This window comes from Candidatus Nanopusillus massiliensis, assembly GCF_920984865.1.
This window is the reverse complement of the sequence record NZ_OV100765.1, coordinates 176,770-177,216: the sequence shown is the minus strand read 5'-3', so window position 1 is coordinate 177,216 and position 447 is coordinate 176,770. Positions and strand designations below refer to the sequence as shown.

Sequence of the window (447 nt, the reverse complement as noted above, 5' to 3'; positions counted from 1 at the left end):
TTTTACCATATAATAGAGATTCCGATTTTAAATGGGAAGATTTTCAATCTGTTATAAATAATGAACTAGTAAATAATATAGGAAATNNTACACATAGAATTTTGTCTTTTGTTAGAAAATATTATAATAATAAAATAGATGTTAATGTTAGAAAGAGATGTAATAAACACAATAAATAATACATTAAATGAATATTATAAATATATGGATAAAGGAGAATTTAATTAAGCTTTANGGAAAATATTAGAATTATCTAGTTATGGAAATAAAATATTTCAAGAAAATAAATCATGGGAAAATCCTGAAAATAATAAAAGTTTAGTTAAATCTTTAATTATATTATTAATTTCTATATATACAATGTTATATCCATTTATACCAAATTCTTCAGAAAAATTCTTTGAATTTATAAATTATAAGGAAATATCNTTTGATAACCTAAATACC

Annotated in this window: 1 pseudogene (only partly in view); it reads left to right on the top strand. The window is 18.7% G+C overall.

The features are described 5' to 3' along the window. Window positions 1-179: pseudogene (locus tag LUA84_RS04535) on the top strand (class I tRNA ligase family protein) (it extends 282 nt beyond the left edge of the window). The last annotated feature ends 268 nt before the right edge of the window (window positions 180-447 follow it).